Origin of the sequence: Aquabacterium sp. A7-Y, assembly GCF_026153205.1 — a bacterium.
Lineage (GTDB): Bacteria > Pseudomonadota > Gammaproteobacteria > Burkholderiales > Burkholderiaceae_C > Caldimonas.
Map to the genome: position 1 here is coordinate 263,252 of NZ_JAPFBW010000002.1, position 13,152 is coordinate 276,403.

The window sequence follows — 13,152 nt, forward strand, 5'->3', positions numbered from 1 at the left end:
GCCCGCTCCACCTCATTCCGGGACCGTAGACTTGGGGCATTTTGCGGGCGAGGAAGACATCCAAGAGCTGGCGCGGCTCGCCAACCGGCATGCCCCGGAACTCAAGACCCACGACCAGAGGAGTTCCAGGCCAGCGAGTGCACTTCGTGCGCACGGGGTCCTGAGCACGCTCGGTGTCGCCGGGCGTTGCTCCTGTCGACCATCTTCATCAGGCTGTGCGCCATCGTCTACGGTCTCGTCGGAGCAGTCGACTCCGCTGCCGGACGCAAGGGCAACTTCAGTGAGCGGCACCGCCGCTGGGTCGAGGGCACATCGGGCGCGCTTCTGATCGTTGCGGCCGCGCGGCTCGCCACCGACAAGTAAGTTACGCGGAGGATGGACCCGACCGACAAGAAGCGATGGGCGAGTGAGAGGTCCCAGACCTATGAGCGACTGCCACGCCCGATCATCGGGTGGCGGCGGGGCGGCAAAGATCTGCCGCAAGCACTGCATCCATCGGCCACCTGGTGCGTCTGGAAAGGCAAGTAGCGCAGCACGAGGCTCAGCAATCTGATGCAACCGCAGGAGTTCGACATCTAGGGCACAAAGCCCAACGCGGTTCACGAAAGCTGCCTGAGCTCAATGCGCCGGGCGGCGACGCTTGGGAAGCACCCGCCTTCAGGCGACGAGCTGCAACGCAAAGCTGTGGGGCCGTCACAAGTAGCGTGAGGCGATACCCCATGGGCCCGAATCTGAGCCCCGCACGATTGCTCCTCGCGGAACGACCGAGTCCGGGCACTATCCGGGTATGGCTACGCGCTCTGCAACCTCGCCCAACCCTTCACCGGTTCCATTACTGATCCGTATTGCACGCGGTCCTGCCTCTTGCTGCACTCGCCTTGGTATCGTCGTCGCAGTCGCTGTCCCTTTTCTGAGCGGTTGTGGTGAGCCCTACCAAAGCGCCGCAATCCGTTATCACCGCGTGGCAGAACGTGTGTTGATCGCACAGGGTTACTGTGAGAGTGAGCGCAGCTGCCGAAGCAAGGGGCTGGCATTTTGGGCAGGAGGGCGCCGCGCGGTGCCCTTCATTCGGCAAGGTGGGGCCGACTTGGTGCTGTACCAGGTGACCAAGACCGAAACGCTGGACGCCATCGTGGCGGAGCTGCGGCGAGTTCAGCAGGCGGAGCACCTCCCTGGAGTGCGGCTCACCGCCTACTACGGGCCGCATGGCAACAGGGGCGAAGTAGCGCGTGAGGTAATGATCGAGTAGCGGTGGGCAGCAGATGAGCCAGCTTGCCTTGAGCGGACGCGTACCAGCCTGCTTGCACTGCTGCTGCAGCCGACCGATAAACAGGAAACGAGGATGAATGTGCTGCGGAGTCGACTTGAGTCGCTGTTCGAAGTCCATGCGCCGCCTTGCTGGGCACCTCGAATCCGGCTGCCTCCCGGCAGCAAGTCGAGGCGGCTGGAAGGACGCTGGCACGCGCTTCCCGGAGGACCTGCGCGGCGTGGTCGGCGCGCCTATGAAAAAAAGCGCCCGCCGGAGCGGGCCTTTCCTTCGTCGTCACCGGCGTCGGGCCGCGGGGGCCCGCCCTTCAAACTCAGCCGCCAAGGTTGATCGGCGGCAGCACGGACAGGAGGGCGCTCAACGGCCGACGGTCACGCTCTTCACGTCTTCGCTGTTGCGTGCCGTCGCGCTACGCCCCTGCTCAGGGAACACGCTGGCTTCGCCGCTGAACACCGGCAAGGGGCCTTCGGCACGGGCTTGCGCCAGCTCGGCCTTCACCTCCGCGCGGGTCTTGCCCGAGGCAACCGCGCCCTGGAGCTGCTTGTCTTCGCCGCGGTGAGCGGTGGCGGTGCGGGCAGCGTCCGGGAACACGCTGGCTTCGCCACTGAACACGGCCAGCTGTTCACCTTGGGCACGGGCCTGGGCCAGTTCGGCCTTCACTTCGGCACGCGTCTTCACCGAGGGCAGCTCGCGGGTCCAGGTCTGGTCGAAGTCGTTCGCTTCGCCGGCAAACGCACCGGCAGCGGAGAAAGCGGTCATCACGGCAACGATCAGGGTCTTCTTGGCGTTCATGTTCAGCTCCATTCACAACTGGGTTAGGTCCGGGTCGGCAGGATCAGCCCCCCGGCCCCCTCGGTGAGTCGCAACCGTTATTCGTTTGTGCTCATCGATGGGATGAACTTTAGGTGTTAACCCTTGGCGGAAAAACGGGGCTGACTACAAGGCATCGTTTCGGAAACCGCAACAAAGGAGAGGACGTTGACCGGCTGTATCGGATGCGTGTGTTCTCCAAGGCCATCGACGAGCGCAGCTTCTCGGCGCCAGCAAGGCAGCGAATCCCGCGGCACGAGGCCGATACGATCAAGGAGCTCGGCGAGGTGACGGCCAGGCTCACGCTGCCGGGCTGCGGCGTTTGTTGTCGTCTGGCTAATCGAAATGGATCACACTGATCCGCAGGCCAGGAGCGCCGGGCAGGTCCGACAGCATCATTGCCACGCCGCCATCCGCTGTCGACGTGTACTCGGCCTCCTTCAGGGCCGTCGACGCGGACTGCGCTCGCGAGCGGTCGGCGACCGCAGCCTGCGCAAAGCCTTGCTCGTCCAAATACCGCTGCAGGGTTCGCCATGTGGGTTCAGCGTCCGCATGCGAGACGTAGAAGGTCACTTGCGACTGCGGCAGCTTGTTGCCATCGCCCACCGATCCGAAGTACTCGGGCGGCTGGACCGCCGCGGCAATGGGGCATCGCGCACCAGGCTGGAGATGCCCAGATAGTAGGTCAGCGAGCCGGGCCGCGGCATGTAGTCCTCCAGGGAGAACAGGTAGGCCAGCGCAGCGAGGCCCGCGCAAGCTAATAGTGCGGCGGAGACAATCGCGATTCTGAGGACAGTTCCAAGGCGCATGGGAAGATGGGCGGCGAACAGAGTCCGGCCGGGAGTTACATGTGTGTGCTCGAGCGTCGAGCCGCCGCGGGCGAGTAAATCACAATTGATCGATAGCCGTGTAGCGATGACGATGGTGATCCAAATGATTTGTCAGTTGGGGTACGCAGTGCATCTTTTCTCCGGAGCCTATCCTTTGTTGCCGGGGGCGTGGGGACACTCGGCGCGGTCGTGCTCATGCGGCTGATCGGCTATTTCCGGACGCTGCTCGGACCGGGTCTCAGGCCACCTCAGCGCGCGCTTCTCGCGCTGCGTGGCCTCGGCGTGGCGACACTGGCCGCAGCGCTGCTCCTGGCAGCTTATGCCGTGCTGCTGATCCCCTTCACGCCCGCCGTCGACAACGTGCTCAAGGCGAGAAGCGAGCGACCGAGCGTGCTGCTTGCCGCGGACGGCTCGGTCATCGCGACCTTCAAGCGGACGAACCGCGAATGGATGGCCCTGGACCGCGTCCCGACGCATGTCGTCGATGCTTTGATCGCCACCGAGGACCACCGCTTCTGGGAGCACGCTGGCGTCGACTGGCGGCGTAGCTTGGCGGCGGTGGTTTACACCCTCGGCGGCGAGCGCCAGGGCGGCTCGACGATCACCCAGCAGCTCGCGCGCAACTTCTTCGCTGAAGAGATCGGGCGCGCGCCCACCGCGACGCGCAAGATCAAGGAGATCATCACTGCGATCAAGCTCGAACGTCGCTACTCGAAACGCGAGATTCTCGAGGCCTACCTCAACACCGTCTCCTTCCACTACAACGCGTTCGGCATCGAGATGGCGGCCCGCACCTATTACAACAAGCCGGCGCGCGAGTTGACCCTCGTCGAGGGCGCCACCCTGGTCGGCCTGCTCAAGGGCACGCGCGCGTACAACCCGGTGTCGAACCCGCAGCGCGCGCGCGAGCGTCGTAACCTGGTACTGACCCAAATGGTCAAGCGCGGCACGCTAGGCCAGTCGGCCTGCGACAAGCTCAGTCGCCGCCCGCTGCGCCTGAACTTCGTTCGTCAGGACCTGGAGACCGGCCCGGCGCCGCACTTCGCCGACGTCGTGCGGCGCTGGTTGATCGGCTGGAGCGAACTGCTCGACTATGACCTCTACGCCGACGGTCTGGTCGTGCAGTCGACCCTCGATGTCCGGCTGCAACGCCTGGCAACCCAGGCTCTGGAACGCCGGCTCGATGCACTCCAGGCGGTGGCCGACGTCGAATGGGGGCGCGCGAGCGGGAAGTTGCTGTCGACGCGCATGGACGCGTATCAACAGGCACGCCGCAAGATCGAGCCCTTCGCTCACTTCTGGGCCACGCGATCCGACCTTGTCGATGCCTTCATCCGCGAATCGCCTGAATTCGCCAAGTTGGTGGACGAGGGCAGCGCGAAGGACGACGCGCTGGCACAGTTGCGCGCGGACACTGCGTTCATGGCTGCCTTGCGTGAACGCAAGACACGCCTGGAAGCCGGCCTGGTCGCGATCGACCCCGGCAACGGCCATGTGCGCGCCTGGGTCGGGGGCCGCGACTTCGCGACCGGCAGCTTCGACCATGTGCAGCAGGCGCGCCGACAGCCGGGCTCGACCTTCAAGCCCTTCGTCTATGGCGCCGCACTCGAGGCGGGCATGGATCCGCAGCGTGAATTCCGCGACGGCCCGGTCGCCATCCGCCTGCCCAATGGCAGTGTGTGGACGCCGAACGACGCGCGTGAGGGCCATGGCGGCCGGTCCAATTTCGAGGATGGCTTGGTTCATTCGCGCAACAGCATCACGGCGCAGGTGATGGAAGCTGTCGGCACGCGCAAGGTGGTGGGTTTCGCGCAGCGTCTGGGGGTGCGCGAGAGCAAGCTCGAGGCGGTGCCGTCGCTCGCGCTGGGCACGAGCCCGGTCACCCTGCTCGAAATGGCGAGCGCCTACGCCAGCATCGCGGCACTCGGAGAGTACCGAGCGCCAGTGCTGGTGACGCGTGTGACCGATGCCAGCGGGCGGCTGGTCGTCCAATTCGCGCCGCGGACCGAAGCAGCCCGCGAACCTGTGCTCGAGCCCGATGTCGCCATTCAACTGATCGACATGCTGCGCGCGGTCGTGGATCAAGGCACCGGGCGCGGCATCCGCGACGCACACGGCATCCACGCAGATGTGGCCGGAAAGACCGGCACGACCCAGAACAACGCAGACGGCTGGTTCGTGCTGATGCACCCGCAACTCGTCACCGGCAGCTGGGTCGGCTTCAACGACCCGCGCGTCACGCTGCGCAGCGACCATTGGGGACAAGGTGCCCACAACGCCCTGCACGTGGTCGGCGACTTCATGCAACGCGCCCTGGCGGAAGGTGCCATCGATTCGCAAGCCGCGTTCCCGAGCCGCCCCGGCAGGGCCGTCCAGGCCGCGATTCGCAGCGCCGGCGAGGCGCTCAGGCGCCTGTTCGGCTGGGATCGGTAGCGCAACGCCCCTTCAACTCATGGTCGCCGCTTGCACCTGCACTGCGCGTCGGCATGTTCGCACCGCGATGTCGCTCTTCAAGGCCCCCTCACGCGCGCCTTTGGATGTCGACGCCTGCTGCTCCACATCCTTCGCGCCGTTGTTTTCTCGAACACCGTCTGCGTTTCCAGAGTGGACTGCAAGTTGCTCACTGAGCTCACAGGTATGCTCATGTGTTTAACCCCAGGAGACTTTCACGATGCCGAAGACCTATGCACAACTTCTGGAACAAATGGAGACCCTGTCTCGCCAGATGGAAATGGCGAAGCGCAGGGAAGGGTCGGGCGTTCTCAAGGAGATCAAGAAGCAGATCGCGCTCTACGGCTTCACGCAGGACGACGTGTTCGGCGAATCAAACGGGGCGGTGACGAAGACGCCGGGGCGCAAGCGCGCCGGGGCTACGGCGCCGAAGTACCAGGACGCACACGGCAACAGCTGGTCCGGTCGTGGTCCCCGTCCGGCATGGCTTCGAGTTGCACTGGAAAACGGCGAGACGCTTGAGTCCTTCCTGTCGAAGCGACCGGGCCAGTCCGGCACGACGCGCGACGCAGCTGCTCCGGCTCCAGCCAGGAAACGACGCACTGCCGTGAAGCCTGCTGCCGCCAAGAAGGTCGTGGCCAAGAAGCCGAGGCGCGAGGTCAAGGCCTCGGGGAAGAAGGCGAAGGCGGGCGCCGCGGCTTCGGACACCTCGCCCAAGCAGGGCCGTAGACGCGCGGCAGCACCGAAGGCTGTGGCTAAGCCGGCGGCGAAGAAGCGCCGCTTCGCGAAGGCATCACCAGCGCGTCAAGTTGCGGCACCGACCGCTGCCGCTGAGGCTTCGAGTTCCCAGGCAAGCGAAGCCTGAGGCATGCCGAGGATGCCATCGGGTTTGCCCCTTCAGGCGTCTGCGGCAAGTCGTTTGCACTTCTACTTTTGCTGAAGACTTCGCTGGATTCGAACGGTCAGAGCAAGCGGCGGTTTGGCAACAGGTTCAATGCGGATACCGTTCACACCCTTCCGCCAAAGCGCTGCCTGTCGGGCTTGCAAGATCAGCGGAGGGGACTCGGCGCTCACGAGGCGAACCGGACCCCTCATGCAGAGTACGAACACGGCGTCGGCCGGAGGTAGGTCGGTTTCCTGGTCGACCCAGCTCACTGAGGTCCAGAACCGATCGCGTCGAAGCAGGATGCTGAGGTTCTCGGTCGGCCCGTCGATCAGCTCTGCGTTGACCCCAGCTTCGCCCTTGAAGAAAACAGGTCTGTGCGGGTCGTTGAAGTGAACGGTGGTCCTGTCCTCCAAGAACGTGAGGCGGAGGCCCGCACCACGGAGCAGCACGATCGAGCGGTCAATTCCGGGGAACGCGGAGAACGGAGAGCTTTTTGTCGTCTCAGCCCAGGAAAGTTTCCAATCGAGCGACTCTAGTCCTGCGCCTCGCGGCTCTACGGTGATCTCGCGCATCAGCCCCGCGCCGTTCTTCCAGGGTACCTTCGGAATGTCGTGGAGATCGAATAGTTCGAATGGCATGGCGACTTCTCCTTCCTGAGTTGATCTGTCGCAATTTGACACGGCGACTCCGGCTGCAGGCTAGCAAGGAGCGTTTTGTGCGCGAGCGGCGCTGGGTCAGGGCGAGAATGTGTCGGCCCATGTCAAAGTGAGGCGTTTATCGATGAGCGACCCATCTTTCGTTTGCGCTACATGTGGGCAGAGGCATTCCGGTCTTCCCACCGACTACGGCTTTCGGCTTCCAGATCAGGTGCACGCACTGAGCTACATCGAGCGCTACCGGCGATCGAGGAGCAATGCGGACCTCTGTACGCTCGATATAGGCCGTTTGGCGAACGACATCCCGGGCTATCGCGGGACGAGCGGTCTAGTTTGTCGACGCACCTAGGAAGGATGATGCTGGTTTTGCCGATTTCGTTAACCACGGCCGGGTTGTGCACGCTCTTGTATCTGGTGCTCTCGGTCCGGGTCGTGCTCCAAAGGAAAAAGTCCGACTTTGCCGTCACTGCAACCATGGACAAGGAGCTGCTGATTCGCATTCGCGTGCACGGCAACTTCGCAGAGTATGTGCCCTTGGCTCTGTTGCTTCTGGCGCTGCTGGAGCTCGCGGCCGCCCCCCAGGGCTTGTTGTGGTGTCTTGGCGCGGTGCTCATCATTGCCCGCATCTGCCATGCCCTAGGCTTGCCGCGTCCAGCGCCTAACGTGCTGCGATTGCTCGGCGTGCTGGGTACATTCGGTACCTTGCTGGTCGAGTGTGCCGCAGCTCTGTATGTACTGTTGAGATGACAAGCGTTCGAGCATATTCAGCATGAGCGCGATGGCGTCAAATGGGATCCTCATTGAAGCGGGCTCTCCCCCAGCTTGCTGATTGGGGTTGGAAGCTGTCGCCCTAAGTCCAGAGAGGCCGCGACCCATGACGGAGCGGTCCTCGGTGCGCGTCAACTGGGAAGGGCAGGCGGAGCGGACCGAAGCTCGTGGGAGTTGCCGGGCGACGGGTCGGAAATCAACCGATGCAGTTCATCCAGCTCGAAGGGCTTGATGAGGTAGGCGTCGAAACCGGCGCACAAGCCACGACCCACATCGTGAGGGCTCCCGTATCCCGTCATGGCGATCAGGCGGACCCTGCCGTGCAGCTGCTGCCGGATCGCTTGCACCACATGGTATCCGTCCAAGCCGGGCAATCCGATGTCGACAAGCGCGATCTGAGGCTGCACCCGAAGAACCGTCTCTATCCCTGAGGGACCGTCGCAAGCTTCATGTATCTCATGGCCGTCGCCCTTCAACATCCGTCCCAGGGCAATGCGGAAGTCGTTGTTGTCGTCCACGATGACGATCTTGCTCCGTTTCTCGCTACGGTTGCAGGAACCGGTGTGGGCCCACTGGCAGTTGCCTGGCTCGATCATGGGCAGGCGGAGGGTGAATTCGCTGCCCTTGCCCGGACCGTCGCTTTTTGCTTCGACAGATCCTCCGTGCAGTTCCACGAGGCGGCGTACCAACGCAAGCCCGATGCCCAGACCGCCCTGCGAGCGGTCCAGGGATCGCCGACCCTGCACAAATACGTCGAACACCCGTGGCAGCAGATCGGCTTCGATTCCCACCCCAGTGTCGCGAACGTTCAAGATCGCGTCCTGGTCTTGCGAGTGCGTGCAGATGGTGATCGCGCCGGGAGGCGGGGTGTACTTCACGGCATTGTTGAGAAGATTGCTGACGATTTGGTCGATGCGGGTGCTGTCCGCTTTTACCCACACCGGGTTCAAGGAGAGTGTGAGCTGGTATTGCTCCGGGAGCCGACCCGTATTGCGGAGGGTGTCGACGGCGTTTTGCACCACATCAGCAAGGTTCAGCGGCTGACGGTCCAGCATGATCTTTCCCAGCATCACGCGGCCGGCGTCAAGCAGGTCATTGGTCAGCCGACCGAGATAAAGCGTCTGCCTTCGAATGATCCCCAAGGCTTCTCTCGATGCCGCTGTGTCCAGCCCGGGACGGTCGCGGTCCAGCAGCTCTGAGGCGGCGGAGATGGCGGCAAGTGGATTCCGCAATTCGTGCCCGAGCATGGCCAGGAACTCATCCTTCGCCTTGTTGGCGTGCTCGGCGTGCAACCGTGCCTCCCGCTCGCTGTGGAGCAGTTTCTCCCGCTCCACATGCGCCGTCGCCATGGCCGCCACGACCTGCCGAATTTCCGGCAACTTGGTGTGCGGGACGCAAGGCGGCTCTCCTTGACCGAGCGCCCCGGCCATCCGCTCCAGCTCCCGCATGGGCCGTGTGATGGTGCGGCCGATCAGGAAAGCAGAGAACAGACCGAGCAGCACAGAGACCACGATGGAAACGCTCAAGGCGGCATAAGACCGAGCAATGGGTCGGTCCAAGGCATCGACGGGAATACCGACCGCAGCCGACCAGCCAGTGATCGCCGACCGGAAGAACACCGTGTACACGGGCTTGCCTTCAAGCGTTGTGGTCCGTGCCGTGCCGCTTTGTTTCCCTTCTTGCAGCAAGCGAAGCAAGTCGGGCGATGGGAGCTTGCCGACCCACTGTTCATGATTGGTGGATCGGGCGACGATGCGGTACTGTCGATCCAGGATGGCGACGAGACCGGATGCCGGAATCTGCTGCTTCTTGATGACTTCCCTGATGGCGTCAGGGCGGACGATGGCCGTCAACACACACGCGACCTCACCGCCTCGGTGGACCGGGAAGCGGACTGAGAAAGCATGTGCACCGATGACCGGATTGAAGACCAGGACGCCGACGAAAGCTTGCCCTGTGCGAAGTGTCTGCACCACGGACGCCGGTTCTACAACGGGAGGCAGAGGCGCCTCCGGGGGCAGTCGCACGTTCATCAAGTGCTTCACGGACGGATCGATCACAACGATGTTGGCCCAACTCGGTCGACGTGCCAGCAGCTGTTGCGCCTCGACGTGAAAGCTTGCGAAGTCGCTGGCGGCCAAGCGCGGGCTGACGGCCAAGGCCTCAAGCGAGGCGATCGACATCATCAGTTCCGAGTCGACCGCCGTCACAAGGGCCCGCATGGTGTCGCCGGCCGCTCCCAGCAGCTCCCGTTTCTGGTTCCAGGCGCTGTGGAGCAATACGGTGAAGGACAGCAAGGCCAACGGAAGGAGCCCGAAAAGCACAAGACAAATCAGGCGCCGTTCCAGCAAACTCAAGCGGACAAGCCGTCGGAGCCCAGAAACGAGACCGCTGCGGAGACCGCTGGGGACACCGGACTGCAGTGGAGTTCTGTGTGTGGCGCGCAAGCTGCCCTCCTGGCGACCAACGGGTCATCACGACAGGGGTGGCAGGAAGCCGTGTTCGGCCTTCGGTCTGACGGCAGGTGCTGCCTTGTCGAGCAGCGGCCCCGGTGCGTGCCGCTAACGAGCCGCTACCCCCCTACCAGGATGCAGAGGGGTGCCCTCCTGTCTCTTGGCAATCCCCTGATCAGCACGACGTCTCCTGCCTCCGCAGCGTCAACTGCCAGCCGAGAAGCTTCCGTTCGGGGGCGTCATTGGATGCGAGCGGGGTGGGGAAACGACAGACAAGAGCGATAGAGCGGCGTGCTGTCGCGAGCTTGCTGATCGTGCTCAAACACCATGGTGACCATAGTGCATGGGTGTGTGGACCGCCACTGGGTCTCCAGCGTCATCGGCATGAAACCTGCGGCAAACCATCAACCCGGACCACTCCGCGCCATCATCCGCCGCCACCACAAGCGGCAAGCGGGTAGCAGCCCTCCCTACATTCAAAGCAGACTCACGTCATCCGCCCGTCGCCCAGCAGGTGGGAGTGGCAGTCCAGCCCTGGCTGGACGCAATGGCGCATCCATGCGTCCATGAGGTCCGGCTTCCAGCCGTTCCACCGGTCGGCGTGCGCCGAGTAGCCGCCCGGCCGGGACGGGTCGTACCTGTCCGAGCTCAGTCGCCAGCGCAGCGGGGCACCCGCTTCCGTGACCGCGTAGCGGATATTGAAGGTGATCACCGGCAGCGCCACCAGGTGGCTGGCCGGGCAGCTTCCATTGGCATACGCCACGTGGCTCTTGTGATCCGTCGAGTCGAGGTTGCGGCCGTCCCAGTACTGCGGGAGGTCGATCTCCAGCCACATTTCAGAGCCGACCGGACGGTTCGGGATGGACTGTGAATACATCGCGTCCACGCCGGTGCCGACGCACTTGCAGCGGTGCGGCCCCTGTGGCCCGTCGTTCTTCGCATTGCCGGCGATCATGCGCAGCCCCTGCGGGATGGCGTTGAAGTTCCGCGGCACGACGCCGTAGTAGCCGCTCTTGTAATAGAAATTGCTGTCCATCGGCTTGAGCGGACGCCCTTCGCGCGTATCGATCATGGCCGGCACCCAGTAGGCCGAGCGGTTGATCGTGCCGCCGCGGCAGGTGGAGTTGCCGCTGTGGGCGATGCTGTCGGCCGTCGAGTGGGCGTTGACGCCGGTGTTCCGAAAAACGCATGCCAGTGCGAGCGTCCGGGCTGTCCCGGGAAGACGAGGGGATCGTCGTACGCCATGTGGCTGAACTCGCACAAAGTCCGGAAGGCCCCAACATCCGAGGGGGCCGGGCGTTCGGTCGTCGGATAGAGCCTCTCCTCTCCTATGCCGGCTGATCCGGTGGGGATCAATGCGTCGTTGATCACGGGCCCATCGCCTTCATGCGGGTTGGGCGTAGGGGGAGGGGTGCTGGACGAGTCATTCTTGACGTCACACACCTTGCCGCCGCCGACCAGCGGGTCGCGGCCGAAAAACTCGTTGCTGCAGCGCTGCGTGCCAGAGACTGTCTTGCAGACCCAGGACGTGTTGTTCCCGTAGGCGCCCTGACTGTCTCTTGTATGCCGGCTTGCCGTGGTTCACCGGAATGGTGTCAAGCCCCCGGTAGACCGGACTCTGGAACCTCAAGTAACTCGAGGTGAAAGGGGGGTGAGGAAAACCGCAAAACAGGAAGGAGCCGTGACGATCGGCGTGCTGACCGAGCGCAGCAGGGGCCGAGCGGGCACTGCGTTTCAGTTGCCAGTCCGTTTCCGTCGACAACTGCTGTGCCTGCACCGTCCCCCAAACTAGGGAGAGCCATGAGCCTCCGTCGCGTGAGAACATCCCCGGTACTGTGAAGGCTGTACCCAAACGAATTCTCGTTGTCGACGACAACCGGGACGCCGCTGAAACGCTGGCGGTGGTTCTCCGCTTCAGCGGCCACGAGATCCGGGTGGCGCATGACGGGAAACGGGCGGTTGAGCTGGCAAGCGATTTTTGCCCCGATGTGGTGATTCTGGACATCAACATGCCGGTCATGGACGGTTATGAAGCCGCTCGCCGACTGCGAAAGGCAGCAGGCGCCGAGCTGTTGCTGGTCGCCGTGACAGGAGTGCCAGCCCGGGAAAGTAAGGACCGTGCGCTCGGCTCGGGCTTTGATGTGCACCTCAGCAAGCCCTTCGACGTTCTGGAGCTGGAGCAGCTTCTCGAGGCGCGGCAGTAGGTGGTCGGGGAGGCAGCTTGCCGCGCAGGCTTCACTTCGCTTCCCAACGAGGACAGGACCCGGCGGGCCTCGTCGACCAGTTCATCAGGGCGGCCCGTGTCGATCCCTTCCGATGGCGCCGAGTAGCGGTCCAGCCCTTCTTCCCGACAGCGTGTCGATCTCGCTGGTCGATTTCCGCCCCCGTCGATCGTCGTACAGTCAGAGGGCCTTCCTCTGCTTCACATCCTGATCACCATGGCAACCAACACCGTGCGACTTCATCGTGTGCTTCGCGCAGCCCCCGAGCGGGTCTATCGCGCCTTTCTTGATGCCGACGCGATGGCCAAGTGGCTGCCGCCCTACGGCTTCACCTGCAAGGTTCATCAGATGGACGCCCGCGTCGGCGGGACGTTCAGGATGTCGTTCAGCAACTTCTCGACCGGTCGCGGCCACTCCTTCGGCGGTGAGTATCGGGAACTCGTGCCACACGAGCGCATTCGCTACTCCGACAAGTTCGACGACCCCAACATGCAGGGCGAGATGGAGACGACCGTGATCCTGCAGGCGGTGTCATGCGGGACGGAGCTGAGCATCACGCAGGAGGGCATCCCGGAGGCCATACCGGTCGAGATGTGCTACCTCGGGTGGCAGGAATCGCTGGCGCAACTCGCGACCCTGGTCGAGCCCGTGATCCCCGACTGACGGGCGTCGTCAGCCTGGGTGTGAAGCTTCAAGATCCCAAATCAAGAAACAAGATCTTGAAGGTTCACAACCAGGCTCGGCCCTGGTGTGGTGCGAGTTGCAGGGCAGCCGACGATGGACGTCAGCTGGACATGGGCCGGCCATGG

13 protein-coding genes and 1 pseudogene are annotated in these 13,152 nt (G+C 63.8%); 9 read left to right on the plus strand and 5 right to left on the minus strand.

Annotated features, from left to right (window positions below; translation table 11 throughout):
• Positions 1–31: 31 nt before the first annotated feature.
• From OOT46_RS03025 to OOT46_RS03035, 3 genes and pseudogenes are all read left to right on the plus strand, one after another.
• Positions 32–118 (plus strand): annotated as a pseudogene (locus OOT46_RS03025) (hypothetical protein); the annotation flags it as partial.
• 68 nt (positions 119–186) lie between these two features.
• Complete coding sequence (locus OOT46_RS03030; protein ID WP_265402119.1) at positions 187–363, plus strand: hypothetical protein; 177 nt, start codon at positions 187–189, stop codon at positions 361–363.
• 694 nt (positions 364–1,057) lie between these two features.
• Entirely contained in the window at positions 1,058–1,249 is a 192-nt protein-coding gene (locus tag OOT46_RS03035) for a hypothetical protein (protein WP_265402098.1), read from the plus strand.
• A 375-nt stretch (positions 1,250–1,624) separates the two neighbouring features.
• Here the strand turns inward: OOT46_RS03035 and OOT46_RS03040 are convergent, their stop codons facing one another.
• Together OOT46_RS03040 and OOT46_RS03045 are read right to left on the minus strand one after the other, a co-directional pair.
• Entirely contained in the window at positions 1,625–2,059 is a 435-nt protein-coding gene (locus OOT46_RS03040; RefSeq protein ID WP_265402099.1) for a DUF4148 domain-containing protein, read from the minus strand.
• A gap of 354 nt (positions 2,060–2,413) precedes the next feature.
• Positions 2,414–2,683 (minus strand): hypothetical protein, encoded by a 270-nt coding sequence (locus OOT46_RS03045; protein ID WP_265402100.1) that lies wholly within the window; start codon positions 2,681–2,683, stop codon positions 2,414–2,416.
• Positions 2,684–3,075: 392 nt separating this feature from the next.
• Here OOT46_RS03045 and OOT46_RS03050 point away from each other — a divergent pair, with 392 nt between their 5' ends.
• Both OOT46_RS03050 and OOT46_RS03055 read left to right on the plus strand, forming a co-directional pair.
• Complete coding sequence (locus tag OOT46_RS03050; protein ID WP_265402101.1) at positions 3,076–5,340, plus strand: penicillin-binding protein 1A; 2,265 nt, start codon at positions 3,076–3,078, stop codon at positions 5,338–5,340.
• A 238-nt stretch (positions 5,341–5,578) separates the two neighbouring features.
• Positions 5,579–6,223 (plus strand): H-NS histone family protein, encoded by a 645-nt coding sequence (locus tag OOT46_RS03055; RefSeq protein WP_265402102.1) that lies wholly within the window; start codon positions 5,579–5,581, stop codon positions 6,221–6,223.
• Between the two features lie 62 nt (positions 6,224–6,285).
• Here OOT46_RS03055 and OOT46_RS03060 read toward each other — a convergent pair whose 3' ends face one another.
• Positions 6,286–6,882 carry a HutD family protein gene (locus OOT46_RS03060; protein ID WP_265402103.1) on the minus strand — a complete coding sequence of 199 codons (597 nt, stop codon included), beginning with the start codon at positions 6,880–6,882 and terminating at the stop codon, positions 6,286–6,288.
• Positions 6,883–7,024: 142 nt separating this feature from the next.
• Here OOT46_RS03060 and OOT46_RS30895 point away from each other — a divergent pair, with 142 nt between their 5' ends.
• Both OOT46_RS30895 and OOT46_RS03065 read left to right on the plus strand, forming a co-directional pair.
• Positions 7,025–7,249 carry a DUF2199 domain-containing protein gene (locus OOT46_RS30895; protein WP_416136139.1) on the plus strand — a complete coding sequence of 75 codons (225 nt, stop codon included), beginning with the start codon at positions 7,025–7,027 and terminating at the stop codon, positions 7,247–7,249.
• Between the two features lie 8 nt (positions 7,250–7,257).
• A complete protein-coding gene (locus tag OOT46_RS03065; RefSeq protein ID WP_265402104.1) occupies positions 7,258–7,647 on the plus strand; it encodes an MAPEG family protein in 390 nt (129 codons plus the stop codon).
• A 152-nt stretch (positions 7,648–7,799) separates the two neighbouring features.
• Here the strand turns inward: OOT46_RS03065 and OOT46_RS03070 are convergent, their stop codons facing one another.
• Together OOT46_RS03070 and OOT46_RS03075 are read right to left on the minus strand one after the other, a co-directional pair.
• Positions 7,800–10,025 carry an ATP-binding protein gene (locus tag OOT46_RS03070; protein ID WP_265402105.1) on the minus strand — a complete coding sequence of 742 codons (2,226 nt, stop codon included), beginning with the start codon at positions 10,023–10,025 and terminating at the stop codon, positions 7,800–7,802.
• A 583-nt stretch (positions 10,026–10,608) separates the two neighbouring features.
• Positions 10,609–11,382: a DUF1996 domain-containing protein gene (locus OOT46_RS03075; protein WP_265402106.1), complete on the minus strand. Its 774-nt coding sequence runs from the start codon at positions 11,380–11,382 to the stop codon at positions 10,609–10,611.
• A gap of 574 nt (positions 11,383–11,956) precedes the next feature.
• On the opposite strand from OOT46_RS03075, the gene OOT46_RS03080 reads away from it, so the two are divergent.
• Together OOT46_RS03080 and OOT46_RS03085 are read left to right on the plus strand one after the other, a co-directional pair.
• Positions 11,957–12,325: a response regulator gene (locus tag OOT46_RS03080; RefSeq protein ID WP_265402107.1), complete on the plus strand. Its 369-nt coding sequence runs from the start codon at positions 11,957–11,959 to the stop codon at positions 12,323–12,325.
• A gap of 234 nt (positions 12,326–12,559) precedes the next feature.
• Positions 12,560–13,006: an SRPBCC family protein gene (locus OOT46_RS03085; RefSeq protein WP_265402108.1), complete on the plus strand. Its 447-nt coding sequence runs from the start codon at positions 12,560–12,562 to the stop codon at positions 13,004–13,006.
• Positions 13,007–13,152: the final 146 nt, after the last annotated feature.